The 17423-nt window shown below is 62.1% G+C and carries 13 protein-coding genes and 1 tRNA gene; 8 read left to right on the top strand and 6 right to left on the bottom strand.

From position 1 onward, the window contains the following. The first annotated feature begins 92 nt into the window (after positions 1 to 92). The gene (gene ispD / locus ACOSV0_RS11255) at positions 93 to 809 is read left to right on the top strand and encodes a 2-C-methyl-D-erythritol 4-phosphate cytidylyltransferase (RefSeq protein WP_434106261.1); all 717 of its coding nucleotides are present in this window, start codon (positions 93 to 95) and stop codon (positions 807 to 809) included. Between the two features lie 38 nt (positions 810 to 847). Then, positions 848 to 1327: a 2-C-methyl-D-erythritol 2,4-cyclodiphosphate synthase gene (gene ispF / locus ACOSV0_RS11250; RefSeq protein ID WP_434106260.1), complete on the top strand. Its 480-nt coding sequence runs from the start codon at positions 848 to 850 to the stop codon at positions 1325 to 1327. Between the two features lie 1417 nt (positions 1328 to 2744). On the opposite strand, the gene ACOSV0_RS11245 is transcribed toward ispF, so the two are convergent. The 4 genes from ACOSV0_RS11245 to ompR form a co-directional block, all read right to left on the bottom strand. Then, a complete protein-coding gene (locus ACOSV0_RS11245) occupies positions 2745 to 3269 on the bottom strand; it encodes a carboxymuconolactone decarboxylase family protein (protein ID WP_434106259.1) in 525 nt (174 codons plus the stop codon). Positions 3270 to 3342: 73 nt separating this feature from the next. After that, on the bottom strand, positions 3343 to 3891 hold the full coding sequence (locus ACOSV0_RS11240) for a peroxiredoxin (RefSeq protein ID WP_434106258.1): 549 nt from the start codon (positions 3889 to 3891) through the stop codon (positions 3343 to 3345). Between the two features lie 186 nt (positions 3892 to 4077). Further along, entirely contained in the window at positions 4078 to 5427 is a 1350-nt protein-coding gene (locus ACOSV0_RS11235; RefSeq protein ID WP_054039512.1) for an ATP-binding protein, read from the bottom strand. Between the two features lie 90 nt (positions 5428 to 5517). After that, positions 5518 to 6252, bottom strand: a complete 735-nt coding sequence (ompR, locus tag ACOSV0_RS11230) for an osmolarity response regulator transcription factor OmpR (protein ID WP_006048917.1) — start codon at positions 6250 to 6252, stop codon at positions 5518 to 5520. A gap of 229 nt (positions 6253 to 6481) precedes the next feature. Between ompR and ACOSV0_RS11225 the strand changes: the two genes are divergently transcribed. The 3 genes from ACOSV0_RS11225 to ACOSV0_RS11215 all read left to right on the top strand — a co-directional run bounded on the left by ACOSV0_RS11225 (position 6482) and on the right by ACOSV0_RS11215 (position 10026). Next, positions 6482 to 6808: a hypothetical protein gene (locus ACOSV0_RS11225; RefSeq protein WP_434106256.1), complete on the top strand. Its 327-nt coding sequence runs from the start codon at positions 6482 to 6484 to the stop codon at positions 6806 to 6808. A gap of 192 nt (positions 6809 to 7000) precedes the next feature. Next, positions 7001 to 8647: a DUF1800 domain-containing protein gene (locus ACOSV0_RS11220; RefSeq protein ID WP_434106255.1), complete on the top strand. Its 1647-nt coding sequence runs from the start codon at positions 7001 to 7003 to the stop codon at positions 8645 to 8647. Between the two features lie 134 nt (positions 8648 to 8781). After that, positions 8782 to 10026, top strand: a complete 1245-nt coding sequence (locus ACOSV0_RS11215) for a DUF1501 domain-containing protein (RefSeq protein ID WP_434106254.1) — start codon at positions 8782 to 8784, stop codon at positions 10024 to 10026. 97 nt (positions 10027 to 10123) lie between these two features. On the opposite strand, the gene ACOSV0_RS11210 is transcribed toward ACOSV0_RS11215, so the two are convergent. Beyond that, on the bottom strand, positions 10124 to 10948 hold the full coding sequence (locus ACOSV0_RS11210; protein ID WP_434106253.1) for a squalene/phytoene synthase family protein: 825 nt from the start codon (positions 10946 to 10948) through the stop codon (positions 10124 to 10126). Positions 10949 to 11167: 219 nt separating this feature from the next. Between ACOSV0_RS11210 and ACOSV0_RS11205 the strand changes: the two genes are divergently transcribed. Then, a tRNA-Leu gene (locus ACOSV0_RS11205) sits at positions 11168 to 11254 on the top strand. Positions 11255 to 11447: 193 nt separating this feature from the next. Here the strand turns inward: ACOSV0_RS11205 and ACOSV0_RS11200 are convergent. After that, entirely contained in the window at positions 11448 to 11741 is a 294-nt protein-coding gene (locus ACOSV0_RS11200) for a hypothetical protein (protein WP_434106252.1), read from the bottom strand. Between the two features lie 634 nt (positions 11742 to 12375). Between ACOSV0_RS11200 and ACOSV0_RS11195 the strand changes: the two genes are divergently transcribed. Continuing rightward, the gene (locus tag ACOSV0_RS11195; RefSeq protein ID WP_434106250.1) at positions 12376 to 15810 is read left to right on the top strand and encodes a DUF2339 domain-containing protein; all 3435 of its coding nucleotides are present in this window, start codon (positions 12376 to 12378) and stop codon (positions 15808 to 15810) included. Next, positions 15807 to 17312, top strand: coding sequence for a DUF3999 domain-containing protein (locus ACOSV0_RS11190; protein ID WP_434106249.1), 1506 nt, complete (start codon positions 15807 to 15809; stop codon positions 17310 to 17312). Before ACOSV0_RS11195 ends, ACOSV0_RS11190 begins: the two co-directional genes overlap by 4 nt. Positions 17313 to 17423: the final 111 nt, after the last annotated feature.

Genomic DNA, 17423 nt, shown 5'->3' with positions numbered 1-17423 from the left:
CGTGATCGGCAAGTTTACGCGTGTCGGGGCGTAGATGCGAAGGACCTATTATAAAATCCGTCCTTTACTTTTACTTCGCGGCGTCCGCACTCGTGACTTCCCGTCTATTTGCCCTGATTCCGTGCGCAGGCACCGGCAGCCGTTCCGGCGCCGCGATGCCCAAACAATATCGCACTGTCGCCGGCCGCGACATGTTGCATTACTCGCTGGCGGCTTTCGACGCCTGCAGCGAGTTTGCGCAAACCCTCGTCGTGATTGCCCCCGACGACCAGCACTTCGACGCCCGGCGCTTTGGCGGCTTGCGTTTCGCCGTGCGCCGCGCCGGCGGGGCGTCGCGCCAGGCGTCGGTGCTGAACGGACTGCACGCGCTGGCCGAGTTCGGCGCGCGCGACGATGACTGGGTGTTGGTGCACGACGCCGCGCGGCCGGGCATTACGCCGGGCTTGATCCGCACGCTGATCGGCTCGCTGAAGGACGACGCGGTGGGCGGCATCATGGCCTTGCCGGTGGCGGATACCTTGAAGCGGATCGACCCGGCTTCGTCCGACGGGCGGATTGCCCGTACCGAAGCGCGCGATGGTCTGTGGCAGGCGCAGACGCCGCAGATGTTCCGCATCGGCATGCTGCGCGAGGCGATTCTGCGCGCGCAGGCGGACGGCCATGACCTGACTGACGAAGCGAGTGCGATCGAGTGGCTGGGACACGCGCCCAAACTGGTTCAGGGCAGCTTGCGTAACTTCAAGGTCACTTATCCGGAAGACTTCGATCTGGCCGAGGCGATTCTGTGCCGGCCCGCTTCCGCTTCCTGATTCGACGATTTCAATTTTAATTAACGGGCTTGACGCATATGGATTTCAGAATTGGGCAGGGGTATGACGTGCATGCGCTGGTGCCGGGGCGTCCGTTGATAATCGGCGGCGTGACGATTCCCTATGAGCGCGGGTTGCTCGGGCATTCGGATGCGGATGTGCTGCTGCATGCCATTACCGATGCTATTTTTGGCGCTGCCGCGATGGGGGATATTGGGCGGCATTTCTCCGATACGGATGCGAAGTTCGCTGGCGCGGATAGCCGGGTTTTATTGCGGGAGTGTTTTGCTCGCGTGAAGGCTGCCGGGTTTTCTATTGCTAATGTGGATAGTAGTGTGGTTGCACAGGCTCCTAAGTTGGCGCCGCATATTGACGGGATGCGGGCGAATATTGCTGCGGATCTGGACCTGCCGGTTGAGCGGGTTAATGTTAAGGCTAAGACTAATGAGAAGTTGGGGTATCTCGGGCGCGGGGAAGGGATTGAGGCGCAGGCTGTGGTTTTGTTGATCAAGGAGTAAGGTGGTTTTTTTGCCTGCGGCGGGGGCTTTGCTTGATCTGGGGTTTTTTGCGGTTCCTTGATCTGGATTCTTTGGGTGTTGCTCTTTGGTCTTTGGCCTTTCCTTGAATTCTTATTGGTTTATTAGCGTTTGCCCCTGTGCGGGGCGGCACTTACTTTCTTTGCCGCCGCAAAGAAAGATAAGCAAAGAAAGCGGCTCACACCGCTAATTCTTAAGCGGGTCCCCCGCACAGTCACGGTAGTGGTGCATCTGGAATCTGTGTTCTCGCACATTCGGCCCTGGTGACAAGGCCGTCATTCTTCCGGCGGCGCTGCGCGCGCCGATGCGGTACTTCAGTAAATCCCCGCCCGCCGTTTCATGCTTAGCTGCACCTCACCAGCAGCTTACCGTACTCGATGCCAGCAGCACTCCATCAGGCCGTTTGCCGTACTTGATGCCAGTGGCACCCCGTCAGGCCACTTGCCGTAGTTGATGCCAGCGGCACCCCGTCAGGCCACCTGCCGTAGTTGATGCCAGAGGCACTCCATAAGGCCACTTGCCGTAGTTGATGCCAGCGGCACTCCATAAGGCCACTTGCCGTAGTTGATGCCAGCGGCACTCCATAAGGCCGCTTGCCGTAGTTGATGCCCGTGGCACTCCATCAGGTCGCTTGCCGTACTTGATGCCAGTGGCGCTCCATCAGGCCACCTGCCGTAGTTGATGCCAGCGGCACTCCATAAGGCCACTTGCCGTAGTTGATGCCAGCAGCACTCCATCAGGTCGTTTGTCGTGCTTGATGCCTGCGGCACTTTGCCGAGCCACTGGTCATGCTTGATGTCCGTGACATTTCGAAGGGTGGCCTGCTGTTATGAGTGCCTTGGTGCACTTCGTATGCCGTTGGTCCTCGACCCGGATTCATTGGCATTTCGCCGAGGCGAAGCCGATGGCGCCCACCGTGCTCAAAGAGGCCGTGGGTTTGCCCGATGGACCCTTCCGGCGAGCACGTAGTGCGAGGCGGGAAGCATGACTGCTGTGTCACGAACGCGGAGTGTGCGGGAACACAGATTCCAGATGCACCACTACCGTAACAGCGCGGGGGACCCGCTTAAGAATTAGCGGTGTGAGCCGCTTTCTTTGCTTACTTTCTTTGCGGCGGCAAAGAAAGTAAGTGCCTGCCCCGCACAGGGGCGAACGCTAATAAACCACGAAGAAAACAAGGAAAGGCCAACGCCACAGGCACACAAAAAATAAGCGTCGCGCAGACAACAAAACCAGACCAAACCAAACAAAGCAAATCCCAACGCCGTAGGCAAACAACAATAACCACCGAGCAGGCAACCAGATCAAGAAAAAACCAAATAAACAAAAACAGAAAAAACAGAAAAACCACAACCGCGCAGCGAAAAAAAACCTCAAATCCGCTGCGCACAAAAAACTCTTATTTACCCTCAGCAGCAATACACTGCGCAGCAGCATTAATCACAGCCGCGATGCGGCCCACATCCCGTAATTGAACGGAACTCATCCCCTCCGTGACCAGCGTATCAAAATGCGATTTCACGCAAAAATGACATTTGCCAATAATCGAAGCCGCCAACGCATACATCTCGAATCGTCGCTTATCCACACCGCCATGCGACGCATAAGCATTCATCCGTAACTGCGCCGGCTGCGATTTCAGATCCGCGTTATCCGTCATCTCGACATACGGATACCACACGTTATTCATCCCCATTAGCGCGGCTGCAGTGAGCGCGCCATTCGTCTCTTCCGGCGACAAAACCCCGGCATTGCGAATCGCTTCGATAATCACCGTACTCTTCGCCGCAAACGCCGCGGCCAACGCCACGCCGACCGCGTCATTCCCTTCCAGCGACGAGCGTGCAATCGTCCCGTCCAGATTCAGCCGAATGTCCTTGGCATAGTCAGGCACGCATGCCTTAATCGAAGACAAGAATTCCATTGACATCTCCTATCAGGTTGTCGATAAAAAAGCCCGCTGGCTTTCAAGCTTAGCGGGCTTCTGACAGCACTGCTTACAGCGTTGCGCCGCCGACTGCGCGGTTGCAAGGACACAGTTCGTCCGTTTGCAGGCCGTCGAGAATACGCAGCACTTCTTCAGGATTACGGCCGACGTTCAGGTTGTTCACCGAAACGTGTTGAATCGTATTGTCCGGATCGACGATGAACGTTGCGCGCAACGCCACGCCGGCTTCCTTGTCGCGTACGCCGAGCTGGTCGATCAACTCGCCCTTCACATCGCCGAACGCATAGTGGTTCAGCTTGCTCAGGTCCTTGTGCTCACGGCGCCAGGCCAGCTTGACGAATTCGTTGTCGACGCTGCCGCCGAGCAGCACGGCGTCGCGCTCTTCGAAATCCTTGGCCAGCTTGGCGAACTCGACGATTTCCGTCGGACACACGAACGTGAAATCCTTCGGGTAGAAATAGATGATCTTCCACTTGCCCGGGAACGACTGTTCCGTGATCTCTTCGAAAGCCGACACGCCGTTTTCTTCGTGATTGTTGAAGCCCGGCTTGGCAGCTGTAACGGTAAACGCTTCGACTTTATCGCCAACGGTTTTCATGCGAGTGCTCCTTCATGTGATGGAAAAACAGCATGTTGAGGCTATCTGCTCGTCGTAACGAGCACGTTACACGTTCTTGAATATAGCTCTATTGAACTATCCATCCAATAGTTTTTGACTAACACCCTGGATAGTTATTATTCAACGAGATCGACGGTCAACCCGGCTGGAGGATGTCCTTTCCGGTCAGGCACCTTTTGCCAGCGGGAACTCGATCGTGACTTCGAGACCCGGGCCTGGCGTGCGATTGCGCAGGCGTAGCGCGCCGCGGTAACGGCCTACCAGCCGCTGCACAATTGCCATGCCAAGGCCCGTGCCGTTCGCCTGGGTGCGCGCCGAATTCACACGATAGAACGGTCGTGTGACAAGTGCCAGTTGGTCTTCAGGAATGCCGGGCCCTTCGTCGACCACGGACAACTCGACCCGCGAGTGCGACACCCGCGTTTCCAGAATCACGTGCGGTATGCCGTCGCCGTCGCTCAAACCGTACTTGCGCGCGTTCTCCAGCAGATTGCCGACCACACGCCGCATGTCGGTCTCATCCGCCTCGATCACCGCCGAGGGCGCGAGGCGCGTAATCAGCCGCATGCTGTCCTCGCTTTGCATCCGCGCGGCAAGCTCACCTGCGATTACCGACAGGTCGACGGGCTCCGGCACCCGCTGCACCGGACGCGCGTAATCGAGGAACCGCCCGATGATCATGTCCATCTGCTCGATGTCGTCGACCATCGCGTCTTTCGTGGCCTGGTCTGAGGGGCTCATTTCGGTTTCGAGCCGCAGCCGCGCGAGCGGGGTGCGCAGATCGTGCGAAATCCCCGCGAGCATCAGCGCGCGGTCGGCCTCGAGTTGTTCGAGGTCCTGCACCATCTGGTTGAAACTGCGATTGGTCTCGGCGGCGACACCCATGCCGCGCTCGGGCAACGGTTCCGGCGACTGACCGGAGCCGACCTTGCGCGCGGCCATGGCGAGCCGGGCGAACGGACGGTTCACGAGACTGGTGATGAACGCCGCGCCGAACAGCGACAAGGCCAGCGCGAACACGCCCCAGCCGGCCCATTGCAAGCCGGTCGCGTTGTCCAGTTGATCGCGGTCGAGCGCGACCCAGTAATCGTCGTCGTCGATCTTGAAGCTGATCCAGACGCCGGGGATGTCGTTGACGCTTTGCGCGATGACGGTGTCGTCGCCAAGGCGGCCGCGAATGTCGTGTTCGATCAACCGGTTCAGCGACTCGTCGGGCTGGAGCTTGTACTTGTCGGTGGTTTCGCGCGGGTACACGCGCACCCCTTCATTGCTCTCCAGATCCTGCAGCAAGGCGCGCCGCAGGTCGGGATCGGAATAGAGGAGTGCGGTGCGCGTGAGCTTGACGATAGCGACCAGTTGCAATGCCACGCGCTGTGCGCGCGGCTCGCGTTCGATCACCCGAAAGCTCTGGAACCACGCGGCGAGACTGACTGCGATCAATAGAGCGATCAACAGAAAGGTCCGCCAGAAAAGGCCGCCGAACGCGAGCGTCAGGAGGCGCCGGTCGATCCGCATGGGCCCTTCTTATTTGGAACTAACTTACACGGGACCAGAGTAATCGCGCTCAAGCGCGAACTCTGGTCGACACGGGAGGTGAGAACAAACTCAGGCTGCACCGTCAGGAATGAACACGTAGCCTAGACCCCAAACGGTCTGAATGAAACGTGGGCTGCCCGGATCAGGTTCGATCAGCTTGCGCAGACGCGAAATCTGCACGTCGAGGCTGCGGTCGAACACTTCGTATTCACGGCCGCGCGCCAGTTCCATCAGCTTTTCACGCGACAGCGGTTGACGCGGGTGACGCGCAAACACCTTCAGTACCGAAAACTCACCCGTGGTCAGCGGAATTTCCTGGCCGGCCTTGGTGAGCGTGCGGGTGGCAAGATTCAGCGCGAACTCGCCGAACTCGAACACTTCGGTGGTTTCGGACGGCGCGCCCGGCAACTCGGACGGCGACTGGCGGCGCAGCACCGCATGAATCCGCGCAACCAGTTCGCGCGGATTGAACGGCTTGGGCAGATAGTCGTCGGCGCCCATTTCGAGCCCGACAATGCGATCGACGTCTTCACCCTTGGCCGTCAGCATGATGATCGGCGTGCGGTCGTTGCTGCCGCGCAAACGGCGGCAGATCGACAGGCCGTCCTCGCCGGGCAGCATCAGATCGAGCACCAGCAAGTCGAAGCGCTCACGCACCCAGAGCTTGTTCATGGACGGCGCGTTCTCGGCAACGTAGACATTGAAGCCCTGTTCACCGAGGTAGCGGCGCAGCAGATCGCGCAAGCGCGGATCGTCGTCGACGACGAGGATTTTCGAAGGGTTTTTGGTTTCCATGGTCGGCATCTTAGCGCGATTAGAAAGGGGTGCGCGGTTGCATCATTTATCGGGTTACAGTCAGTTACAAAATTTACCCGCACTGTGGCACGACGTAAAGCATGGGCAGGTAGACTCCTTTACTGAATGCGGCTGTTCGGTGGATACTTCACTCGACTAAAACTCTCGCACCCGGCTCGCTACCGGGGTCTGTATACGCATTTGAGGTAGCCGGTTGCCGCGCCACGAAGGGAACAACATGAAGGGAGGGGTTTGGCCGAATGTGCGCCTGAGCGTAATTGCACTGGCGGTAGCCGGTACGCTTGCAGGCACACTAGGACCAACGCTCGCCCACGCCCAGCCTTCGGCCGACAGAGCGGTGAGCGAACGCGCGCCAAGGTCGGCTAATTCCAGGGTGAACCGTCGGAACCCCAACACCGACCGCCCTGCGTCAGACGCAATGTTGCGCACTGCAGTTCCCCCCGATCTCGATCAACGCCGTCGTGATGGCCATATGACGCCCGACGAACGGCGTCTGTTACGGCAGCATATCGAAGACGCCGTCCGCGAGCTCTATAAACGTTAGCTATTTCCGTGCCCGCTCTGGGCGCGCCGCTCGCGCGAAGGTCGCGTTTTCCCCGCGCCTGAAAAATTTCGTTGCACTTCCCCCGTCAACTTTCCCGTTCCATCTGCCGTTGAGTCACCAGAACACAGCGCATTCACAGTGTATTTTGCGTGCGTGAACGTCTTTTCGTGATGTCCCGCAACCGGATGATCGATGATGAACTTGCTGACAGGCGGTCAGGGTGGCCGGTGGCTTGCAGTCGCTGTCACTGCGCTCGCGGCGGTGACATGGTGCGCGTCGGCATCGGCATTGGCTGAGCAACAGGACACGCCGCCGGCGCCACACCTGCACAACAGGCATCGCGCACCATCTGCAGCGTCCGCTGCTTCTCCTGCCGACCAGGACATCCTCGACGCCGACGACGCGCGCTTCTTCCTGACGCGCGTCGGCTTTGCGCCGGATAGCAACGAGGTCGCGCAATACGTCGGACTCACGCGCGAGCAGGCCGTCGACAAGGTGCTGGCGACAGCCCGAACCGAAGCCGTCACACCGCTGCCGGACTGGGTGCTCGAACCGATCCCGACACGCGAAGCACGCAAGACGTGGACAGACGAGCAACGCCGCGACGAGCAGCGATTGCGCGGTCAGCGTTACGAATTATTACGCGCATGGTGGGTGCGCGAGATGCTGAGCACGCCGTCGCCGCTGACCGAGCGGATGACGCTCTTCTGGCACAACCACTTCACGTCGGGTCAGGACAAGGTCCAATATCCGCAGCAGATGGCGCAGCAGAACATGCTGTTGCGCCGCGACGCGTTCGGCAATTTCGGCGAGCTGTTGCACGACGTCGCGAAAGATCCGGCGATGCTGCAATACCTGGATGGCGCGAGCAATCGCAAGGGCAAGCCTAATGAGAACTTCGCGCGGGAAGTGATGGAGCTGTTCACGCTCGGAGAAGGGCACTACACGCAGCGCGACGTATCGGAAGCCGCGCGTGCCTATACGGGCTGGAGCCTCGATCCCGACACGCAGGCATACGTGTGGCGCGCCAATCTGCACGACGACGGCGACAAGACCGTGCTGGGTCAAACCGGTCCGTTCGACGGCGATCAGGTGCTCGACGTCCTGCTTGCACGACCGGAAACCGCGACCTTCGTCACGACCAAGCTGTGGCGCGAGTTTGTCTCCGATACGCCGGACCCCGCTCGCATCGCGCCCATCGCCGCGCAGTTCCGCGCGAGTCACTACGATATCAAGGTCGCGCTGCACGGCCTCTTCATGAGCGACGCCTTCTGGAACGACGACGATCGCGGCGTCCTCGTGAAATCGCCGGCTGAGTTCGTCGTCGGGACACTGCGCGCGTTCGACATCGGCTATGACAACACCGCACCGTTCGCGGCGCAAATCCGCACGCTCGGCGAGAACCTGTTCTACCCGCCGAACGTCAAAGGGTGGCCGGGCGGCACGATATGGATCAATAGTTCGACATTGCTCGCGCGCAAGCAATTCGTCGAGCAACTGTTTCGGGCGACGGAAACCGCCGGTCCGCGACGCATGAACACGCCGGCGAGTGCAAAGATCGCGGCGAGCGGCGCGGGAGGCAATATGCAGGCGAATCCGCCGATGCAGCGCGCGGTGGCACGGGTCGGGCAGGCTGGCCAGGGCGGCGTACGCTTTGACATCGACACCTGGCTTGCGCATTACAACACCGCACCGACGGCGAAGCCGGGATTGTCGGCCGAGCTTCAGTTGCAGCACGCGGTCCTGCCGCTCACGCCGGTCGACGCGATCGCAACCGATTCGACCGCCAGCGCTTATCTGGAAGCATTGCTGATGGACCCGGCTTATCAATTGAAGTGAGCGACTGACGGTGAGCGACTGCGACAGCCGACGGAATCGGGCAACTTGAGCCGTTTAACGCAGATCGGCAGCGCAAATAGACGGTCCGTCAAAGGCGGCAGGACACGCGCCATGACAATCGAACGAGGTGCAGGATGAAACGACGCAGCTTTCTCTCGATGGGCACAGCCGCCGGCGCGGCGCTCTGGCTGCCGCGCGCGTTCGGTGCGCAAGCGGCGGCCCTCGGCGCTCCAATGAATCGTGGCTACGGCAATCTGCTGATCCTCGTCGAACTGAAGGGCGGTAACGATGGTTTGAATACCGTGATTCCGTTTGCCGATCCCACTTACTATCAGCTGCGCAAAAGCATCGGCATCAAACGCGAGCAGACGATCCAGCTCGACGAGCGCACCGGGCTGCATCCGTCGTTACAGGCGCTCATGCCGCTTTGGCAAAGCCAGCAACTGGCGATCGTGCAGGGTGTCAGCTACGCGCAACCGAACCTGTCGCATTTCCGCTCGATCGAGATCTGGGACACCGCGTCGCGTTCGGATCAGTATCTGCGCGAGGGCTGGCTCACACGGGCATTCGCGCAGACGCCGGTGCCTCCCGGCTTTGCTGCGGACGGCGTGGTGATCGGCAGCGCCGAAATGGGACCGCTTGCCAACGGCGCACGCGCGATCGCATTGGTCAATCCGGCGCAGTTCGTCAAGGCTTCGCGCCTCGCCACGCCGGTGTCGCTGCACGAGCGTAATCCGGAACTGGCGCACATTCTCGACGTCGAGAACGACATCGTGAAAGCGGCAGACCGTTTGCGTCCCACACAGAGTCAGATGCAATTGAAGACGGTGTTTCCTGGCGGTGCATTTGGCAGTTCGATCGGGACGGCCATGCAAGTGCTCGCCGCCGGCGACGCTCCGAGGGCGGTTCCCGGTGGGGGCATGCCGAAAGAACAGCCGCGCAGCGGGCAGGGTGTCGCGGTGATCCGCTTGACGCTGAACGGTTTCGATACGCACCAGAACCAGCCCGGTCAGCAGGCGGCGCTGCTCAAGCAACTGGCCGAAGGGTTCGCGGCGATGAAGTCGGCGCTGGTGGAACTCGGCCGCTGGGACCAGACACTGGTGATGACCTATGCGGAGTTCGGCCGGCGGCCACGTGAGAATCAGAGCAACGGCACGGACCACGGCACCGTGGCGCCGCATTTCGTGATGGGCGGGCGAGTGCGCGGCGGGTTGTACGGCGTGCCGCCGGTGCTCGCGCGGCTGGATGGCAACGGCAACTTGCCGGTCGGCGTCGATTTTCAGCAGCTCTACGCGACCGTGCTCGGGCCCTGGTGGGGACTCGATGCGTCCGCCATCCTGCAGCAGCGATTCGAGCCGTTGCCGTTGCTACGTGTCTGATAATGCACGGAGCTTTGCCTTATCGGCATGAGGCGGCAGCCGCTGTGTTGCCCGCTTAATTGCCCGCTTGGTTGCCCACTCAATCAGCTTAGCCCGCTTATCTCGCGCGCCACGCGATCCAGAGTTTGCGGATCGGCGTCAATGCGATGCGCTGATGCAGCACGTGATAGCCGTCCCGTTCGATTTCATCCAGCAGCGCCAAGGCGAGTGCCGCCTGTGCCACTAGCGTTCGCTGCGAGCGCCGCTCATTGGCGGGCATGGCGGCGAGCGCCGCATGCAAGGCATCGCGGGCCCGTCTGGTTTCGAAGCGCATCAACTCGGTAAACGCGTCGGAGTATTTCCGGTTGATCAGATCCGCGGCGGTGACGTTAAAGCGCTGCATTTCGTCGATCGGAATATAGATGCGGCCGTGGCGCGCGTCATTGCCGGTTTCGACAACTAACTGCGCAAGCAGCAGCGCCTCACCGAGCGCGCCCGACCAGTTCGACGTCTGCGCTGGGTTTTTCGCCGCAGCACGCGCGATCAGCGACGCGAAGGTGCCGCCGACGCCTTGCACATAGCGCCGCAGATTCGGATAGTCGAGGTAGCGCGCCTGGTCGAGGTCCATCTCGAAGCCGGCGAGCAGCGCTTGCAACGCCGGATATTCGGCCTCTACGTCGGGCAAATAAGCCGCCAGCGCTTTCGAAACCGGATGCGACGGCGAGCCTGAAGCCAGTGCGGCGAGCTCGTTTTGCCACCATGCGAGTTTGGTGCGGCCGATGGCCGGATCGCTGGTTTCCTTAACGGTTTCCTCGAACTCGCGGCGCAGTGCGAACAGCGCGGTCAGGAGCGGTTGGCTTGCCGCGGACGCCTGGCGAAGCGCATAGTAGGTGCTCGATCCGGGCGGCACCGCTTTCTGCTGGCAGTATTCGTCGAAATTCACGGGATTGGAATGTGGGGAAGGCGGGCGAAGAGGGGCACGGTGGGCGTGCGTTTAACCAAAAATTGTAGCATCGACGCCCCCTCAAGCAGATGCATGCCAAATGCAGACAAGCGCGAATCAATCGGTTAGAATCTCGCGCTTACGCTTTTGGACGCAGGTTTTTTACGCGGCCGCGAGCATGCAGGACATCGGGCAGGGCGCACAGCGTTTTGCCCGGCTGCGAGGGTGGCGAAATTGGTAGACGCACCAGGTTTAGGTCCTGACGCCCGCAAGGGTGTAGGGGTTCGAGTCCCCTCCCTCGCACCATCCATATGTAGCAGAGAACCCCGTTAAGTCTTCCGGCTGACGGGGTTTTTTGTTGTCCGCTTGTTCTGCGTTTGTTGTCCGCTTATCGCTCGTTTATCGCCCGCTTGTCGCCCGTTTATTGTCTGTTCATTGTCCTTGCGCGGCCCTTCGTTGGCCCGTGTGATTGGTGCCGGGCCGTGCGGCCCGGCAACGCTCAGGCGTCCGGCGACGACGCTTGCTGGCCTGCTTGCGTGCCCGGCAGTTCGGCTTGCGTGGCGCCTTCGAGAAAGCGGCGAGTCGATTCGAACGCCTGCAGCATTTGATCGGGCCAAGGCGTTTGCAGCATGACTGCCTGGTGGTTTTCAAACGCCGACGACAACAGTTTTGCCAGCTCAGGCGAGCGCAGATGGCGCAGCAGCACGCTGACGGCGATCGCCGTCGCCTGGCTCGCGCCGGCGGTTTGAAGTTCTGAGGCGGTGAGGGCCGCTACCTGTTTGTTGATGTCCACGGAAACTTCCCTGAATGAAATGTGGGTGATCGAAGGCCTGCTGGCCGATGCCGAATTTTGACATGGTTGGCAGGTTGCGGCGAACGCGGCTGCGCGGCCGGGTCGACCGTACTCGAAAAGTGGCGATGATTTTCAGCGTAGTTAATTCGATTAAGCGATAGGCGGTTGGATGTGCCGCTTTCCGGCTTGTCCCGGACAATCGGCTACCGGTCGAGCCGCGCGCGGGATCGGCCGGTAGCCGCTGTCAATACATATTGTGCAGTTAGTTAATCTGCATTCGACGTGCATTGGGCGAATGGCGTTAGCGATGACCGCTTCGGTCCGCTTCAGCTGATGTGCGACGTGCCCGTGTCCGGATCACGGCCGCCGGCATGTTCACATGCGCGCGCTTGCGTTCGTTTGCGCCCACCCACGGATTAATCCTGCAGAAATAAATAGCGTAAATTCTGTAAAAAGAATCGCGATGCATCGACGTATAAGTGTCGGCATTCGACCTGATCGGCTCGATGCTTGAAAAGCGCGATTTACGTGGTATTCTGCGCGCCGATTTTCGCTGTATTGCTAACGCAATACGCGTGGATTAATCCGGGCGACAAACGGATCTCGCTGCAGAAGACAATAAAAGAGGGATGCGATGAGCGTGATATTTGCCGTGATCGGGGCGGTGGTCGGGATGCTGGCCGCGTTGTCGAACGACTTTCCAGTCGGCTACGGTGGACTGATGGGTGGAGTGGCCGGCTTTGCCCTCGCACGGCTGTTGCAAAAGAAGTCGCCGGGCGCAGCGAACCAATCCGCGCCAAAACCGGCGGCAACCGATAACTGGAGCATACCTGGCAGCTCAGCCGACGAACTGGCCGCGCGCGTCGAACGGCTCGAGCGCGAAATCGCCGGTCTACGCGATGAGGTCCGCGCGTTGCGAGCCGGCGTTGCCGGTGCATCGGCGACCGGTACGGCGGATGGCGAGCCAGAAGCGTTCAGGCTCCAGCCGGGCGATGTCGTGCAGAGTTCGTACGCGATGCCGCCTGTGACGGAGCAGACGCCGCGCAACGAGCCGGAGGCAGCGCCGGCGCAACCGGCCGCCGTACGCTCGACGGTGAGCGCCAGTGCGGTTACGCCGGTCGCCTCGGCCGGCGCGCCTGTGTCGAGCGATACGACCGCATCGGACATGCTGAAGGCTGAGTCACGCAGCCCGATGGCGTTGGAGCCGTCAGGCGGCCCGTCGTCGCTTGCCAATGAGCTTCTCGCAACGCAAACGCCATCCGCTCCGCCTGCGCCATCCGCGCCACCTGCGCCACCGCGCGGTCCCGGTCTCGCGGAGCGCCTCTTCAAAAGCGGCCGCGACTGGCTATTCGGCGGCAACACCGTCGTGCGGGTCGGCATCATCGTGCTGTTCTTCGGCATTGCGTTCCTGCTCAAATACGCGGCCGACAACAGCTTGTTGCCGATCGAATTCCGCCTCGCCGGCGTCGCGCTTGCCGCAACCGTGCTGATCGGACTCGGCTGGCGCATCGGCGAGCGCCGCGGCGCGTACGGGCTGATCCTGCAGGGCGGCGGCGTCGGCGCGCTCTATCTGACGGTGTTCGCCGCCACGAAGCTCTACCATCTGCTGCCGGCGGGCGCGGCTTTGCCGTTGATGATCGCGATCTGCGGCCTGAGCGCGTTTCTGGCGGTGCGGCAGAACGCGTCGTCGCTGGCCTTCATGGGCAGTGCGGGCGGCTTTCTCGCGCCGGTGCTTCTGTCGACAGGCGGCGGCAGTCACGTGATGCTGTTCAGCTACTACGCGTTGCTCAACGCGGGCATCTTCGCGATCGCGTGGTTCAAGGCGTGGCGGCCTCTGAATCTGCTCGGCTTCGTGTTCACGTTTTCGATCGGCGCCGTGTGGGGTGTGACGGCGTACCGGCCCGAACTGCTTGCCAGCACCGAGCCGTTCCTGATCCTGTTCTTCCTGATGTATGTCGGCATCGCCTTGCTCTACGCCGTGCGCCGCGAGGTCGCGCTCAAGCATTACGTCGACGGCACGCTGGTGTTCGGCACGCCGCTCGTCGCGATCGGTTTGCAAGCGGCACTGATGAAGGGCACCGAATTCGGTCTGGCGTGGAGCGCGGTGGCGCTGGCCGCGTTCTATCTGGCGATTGCGGGCTGGCTGGCGCGACGCCGCGAGCGCCTCGGCATGATGTTCGAAGCCATGCTCGCGCTGGCCGTGATCTTCGCCACGCTCGCGGTGCCGCTCGCTTTCACCGGACCGACCACGAGCGCGACCTGGGCAATCGAAGGCGCCGCGATCACCTGGCTCGCTGTCCGTCAGCGACGCTTAACCGCATTTGGCTTCGGCCTGCTGATGCAACTGGCCGCCGCGGGCGCGTACGGTGTCGGCACATTCGCGATCGGCGGCGTGCATGCGTGGCCGATCCTGAACGGCGCGTACATCGCGACCGTGCTGATCGCGGTCGCGGGCATCTTCACGGGATGGCGGTTGCATGGGCGCAGCGAAGCGGCTGCGTGGCACGGATGGATGCCGCAGATCGGCCTCGTCGCCAGTGTTTGGGGACTGTTGTGGTGGATAGTTGGGGGGCTCAACGAAATCCATACGTACGCACCGGTCCATTTTGCCTCCGATGTCGATCGTTTCGAGACTGCCGCCATCGCACTGTTCGCCGTGCTGACTACGTGGCTCGCGCACGGCGCGCGGCGCAAGCTGCGTTGGCCGCTCGCGGAATTGCCGGCGCTGGCGCTCGTGCCGGTCCTCGCGCTGCTGACATTGAGCCTGTTCATGTTGAGCGGCGCGCCGGTGAGCGGCTACGGTTGGCTGGTTTGCGCGGTGACCGCGGCGTCTGCCTACTTGCTGCTGTGGCGTCAGGAGCGTGACGTCGGCGATCGCGTGCTCGCCACGCTGCATACGCTGATGTTCTGGACGGCCGGTGCGCTCGTCGCGCTCGAAGGTTATTGGGGCTTGCGCGCCTACGTGCCGGAAGGCGCATGGAGCTGGAGCGCGTGGGCTTATGGCTTCGGCATTCTGCTGCTATTGGTGGCCGGTGCCGGGCACCGTTTGCGCTGGCCGGTCGCGCGGTTCGTGCAGGCTTATCAGGTCTGGGCCGCGGCGCCGCTCGCCGCCTTGCTGTGGCTGTGGAGTATCGCAAGCGTGACGAGCGACGGCAGCGCCGCGCCGCTCTTCTGGCTGCCGATCCTCAATCCGCTGGATGTGGCCCAGATCCTCGCGTTCCTCGCCTGCGCCGTGTGGCTGCGACGCCTGCGCGCATTGGGCGTGCACTGGCATCCGCGGGCGTTCGATTACGCGGTGCTGGCGACGCTCTTCCTCTGGTTCAATGCGTCGCTGCTGCGCACGCTGCATCATCATTTCCATGCCGCGTACGATGTCGACGCGGTGTTGGCGTCGTTCAATTTCCAGCAGGTGTTCCTGGTCGGCTGGAGCGCGTTTGCATTTGCCGGGCTGTGGATCGCGCGGCGCGACAGCATCGTACGCGTGTGCGCGATCGCGTCGACGCCGCTCGTGCTGGTGATGTGGGTATGGACGTTCTATGCGAACCTGACGCAGGACGGCGGCGCGTGGGCGCGTCTGCCGTTGCTCAATCCGCTCGACCTGGTGCAGGCGGTGATTTTTGCGCTGGCGGCGTTGTGGCTCGTGCGTATCAGCCGCCTGGGCGTGCCGGTTGGCGAATATCGTGTGCCGTTGCAGGTGGCCGTCGGCGTAACCGGATTCATCTGGCTCAACGCGATGCTGCTGCGTACGCTGCATCATTGGATCGGCGTGCCGTATCAGCTCGACGAGATGTCGCACTCCATGCTCGTCCAGGCTTCGGTATCGGTATTCTGGACGGTGTGCGCGCTGGCGATCATGATCTGGGCGACCCGCCGGGCCAACCGGCTATTCTGGTTCATCGGCGGTGGTCTGCTGGCGGCGACCGTCGTCAAGCTCTTCCTGTTCGATCTGTCGCATGTGACCGGTATCGAGCGGATCGTGTCGTTTATCGGTATTGGTCTGATGTTGCTGCTGATCGGTTATTTTTCGCCGTTGCCGCCCAAGGCGGCAGTTCTGGAAACCAGGCAATGAAGCGTGTCTTGATGGTGACGGGGTGGTGTCTTGCGATCTCGTCCGTGTGGGTGTCGACGACGGCCGTCGCGGCCGATCGGTTTACGCAGCGCTTTGCGCTTGAACTCGAGAGCGGCGCCGCCTATTACAGCGTGACGCTTCCGGCTGCCGTCTATGCCGCCAGCCAGCGCAGCGATCTCGGCGACGTGCGCGTGTTCAATGGCGCCGGCGAACCGGTGCCGTATTCGCTGGAGGCGCCGCACGAGCCTGCCCGCGCACCGGCCACGCTGCATTCGGTGCCCTGGTTCCCCCTGCCGCCCGCGGCCGCCGGCCGCACCGGTGCACCGCTCGGCGTAACGATTGCCGCCGACGGCTCGCTGCGTGCCACGGCAGCGCCGCCGGCCCGCGAGCAACATGACACCGATCTGATCGATATCGGGCGCGAGACGCGCAGGGGCGCCCGAGTGGATGCATTGGTCGTGCATGTGCGCGACGACAATTACCAGGGACGTGTCAGCGTCGAATCGAGCGACGATCTGCGCAATTGGCAACCCGCCGGCGAGGCGCAATTGCTCAAGGTCAGCTACAACGGCAGCACGCTGAGCCAGGACCGCATCGAGTTCAACGACATGCGCGCGCGTTACCTGCGATTGCGCTGGCTTGATGGCTCGCCCTACATCGACACGATCGACGCTCAGGTGCAGGCGGCCGGCGCTGGCTCTGTGCAACGCGCGGATAGCCAGCGGGAATGGCGCGAAGGCATCGTCGCCCACGCGGGACCGAAAACCGGCGAGTATTTCTTCGAAACCGGCGGTCCTTATCCCGTCGATCGTTTGCGCCTGAACCTGCCGCAGCCGAATACCGTGGCGCCTGCTGTCGTCTACTCGCGTGCAGGGCTGGAGGCGGCGTGGAGAGAAGTCTCGAGCGCGACGCTGTTCCGGTTGCACAACGGCACGGTGGAGCAAAGCAACCCCTCGCTTGAACTGGCGGCCGACACGGATCGTCAGTGGCGCGTGGTGGTCGACACGCGTAACGGCGGCTTGGGAAGCGGCGCATTGACTGTCGCTGCGGGCTGGCGTCCGGCGACACTCACGTTTGTCGCGCGCGGAGACGGGCCTTTCACGCTCGGGGTGGGGAGTGCCGGCGCGGTGTCGTCGGCGGTGAGCCGGGCGGATCTGCTGATGGGGGCGTCGTCGGTTGTCGTGGCGGCGCGGCTGGGCGAAGCGCTGCCCGTTGGGAGCGATGCCGATTCGCAGTCGGCGGATAAGGACTCCGATGCGAGGCGGCGCTATATGTTGTGGGCGGCTTTGTTGCTCGCAGTTGGTTCGCTCGGTGCGATCGCATGGCGGCTTGCGCGTGGGACTCAGGGTGCGGCAGGGGCTCAGGCCGGCGGTGGGGCTGACGCAGCAGGTGGCGCTAGCGGGTTGGCCGGTAGTGTGCCTGGCGAATCGGGCGCACCGAACGCCGCCGTGAAAGATGCCGGCACTGCTGGCGCTGACGGTCAAAGCGCAGAAAAGAATTGACTTCGGGACGGGAGTACTTCGGCGCGAAGGTCGAACAGAATCGAGAGATTGGCGCGCCGAGGGATTGTGCAGCCCTGAGGGGATTGCCATGCTGAAGACGTGCGTGGCACT

Source organism: Paraburkholderia caffeinilytica (assembly GCF_051027425.1).
Lineage (GTDB): Bacteria > Pseudomonadota > Gammaproteobacteria > Burkholderiales > Burkholderiaceae > Paraburkholderia > Paraburkholderia caffeinilytica_A.
The sequence above is the reverse complement of the archived record's forward strand: the minus strand, read 5'-3'. Positions and strand labels throughout refer to the sequence as shown.

What these genes read in the sequence shown, in the direction of transcription:
- ACOSV0_RS11235 (WP_054039512.1), bottom strand. Translation starts at nt 5,427, where the DNA reads ATGCGGATCGACCGGCGCCTCCTGACGCTCGCGTTCGGCGGCCTTTTC.
- ispF (WP_434106260.1), top strand. Translation starts at nt 848, where the DNA reads ATGGATTTCAGAATTGGGCAGGGGTATGACGTGCATGCGCTGGTGCCG.
- ACOSV0_RS11220 (WP_434106255.1), top strand. Translation starts at nt 7,001, where the DNA reads ATGATGAACTTGCTGACAGGCGGTCAGGGTGGCCGGTGGCTTGCAGTC.
- ACOSV0_RS11225 (WP_434106256.1), top strand. Translation starts at nt 6,482, where the DNA reads ATGAAGGGAGGGGTTTGGCCGAATGTGCGCCTGAGCGTAATTGCACTG.
- ACOSV0_RS11215 (WP_434106254.1), top strand. Translation starts at nt 8,782, where the DNA reads ATGAAACGACGCAGCTTTCTCTCGATGGGCACAGCCGCCGGCGCGGCG.
- ACOSV0_RS11195 (WP_434106250.1), top strand. Translation starts at nt 12,376, where the DNA reads ATGAGCGTGATATTTGCCGTGATCGGGGCGGTGGTCGGGATGCTGGCC.
- ompR (WP_006048917.1), bottom strand. Translation starts at nt 6,252, where the DNA reads ATGCCGACCATGGAAACCAAAAACCCTTCGAAAATCCTCGTCGTCGAC.
- ACOSV0_RS11190 (WP_434106249.1), top strand. Translation starts at nt 15,807, where the DNA reads ATGAAGCGTGTCTTGATGGTGACGGGGTGGTGTCTTGCGATCTCGTCC.
- ACOSV0_RS11240 (WP_434106258.1), bottom strand. Translation starts at nt 3,891, where the DNA reads ATGAAAACCGTTGGCGATAAAGTCGAAGCGTTTACCGTTACAGCTGCC.
- ACOSV0_RS11245 (WP_434106259.1), bottom strand. Translation starts at nt 3,269, where the DNA reads ATGGAATTCTTGTCTTCGATTAAGGCATGCGTGCCTGACTATGCCAAG.